General features: G+C 55.6%; 1 protein-coding gene and 1 pseudogene. Both read right to left on the bottom strand.

Going from position 1 to position 781, the window contains the following annotated elements; translation table 11 throughout:
- Nucleotides 1-512, bottom strand: a 512-nt coding sequence (locus AC1D0P_RS26395; protein WP_477679431.1) for a restriction endonuclease subunit S, incomplete at its 3' end; no start/stop codon positions are given.
- Nucleotides 513-582: 70 nt separating this feature from the next.
- Nucleotides 583-781: pseudogene (locus AC1D0P_RS26390) on the bottom strand (type I restriction-modification system subunit M); the annotation flags it as partial.

The raw sequence follows: 781 nt of genomic DNA, 5'->3' as shown, positions 1-781 counted from the left end.
TTCCTGGTCTGCTCGATCACTGCTCGCGTCGCCGCGGTGGCGTCATCGACGCACGACAGGACTTCTGCGATACGGCGCTGTTCGTGGAGTGGGGGCAGATGAATCTTGAATTCCAGCCAGCGCTCGCAGTCGAAGATCATCTTCTCGACGTCGACGCCCACGCTCGAGTGGAAGCATGTCTGTTGGAAATATATCGAGTGGCTGAGGTAGCCCAAGAATTCGAGCAAGAGCTTCGATTTCGGCCTCAGCACCGAATACTCGTTCGACACAACAGCTCCATCGAGCGCAGGAGGAACGATGCCGCAGCCTCCGTGGATGATCTGACGGTTCGACATCAGAAAATCGTCTCGCGCGATCTGAAACTGAGTCTTGGTTAGCACGTCGCGCCCCAAGAGCCGGCTGCGTGCAACGACGCCGCCGCGCGAGCGTTTCGCTGTGACAAGCTGATATTCCACATCATCAATGAGATCGATCGGTCGTTCCACAACCTCAAGAACGTCGCCAAAAGTCACGGTCGACCATCCTGGTGGACAGGTTGGAAGAATGGGTTTGCCTGGTTGAACACTTGGCGGAAACAGAGAACTACGCGCCATAGCCAAGCTCTCTGAGGTGCATGTCCAAAACAGCTTCCGCATCGTTGCGCTCGGCGCGCAGCTCAAGCAGTTTGGCATACTCCGTCTCTATGTCCACCCTGTCTTCATTGCTCCCCAGATCCACATACTGCGGAATATTCAGACTGAAATTGTTGCCCTCGATTTCAGCATAGTCCGCAACGTAGGAG

The organism is Polaromonas sp. P1_G2, assembly GCF_056405515.1.
This window is presented reverse-complemented; position numbering and strand designations above follow the sequence as displayed.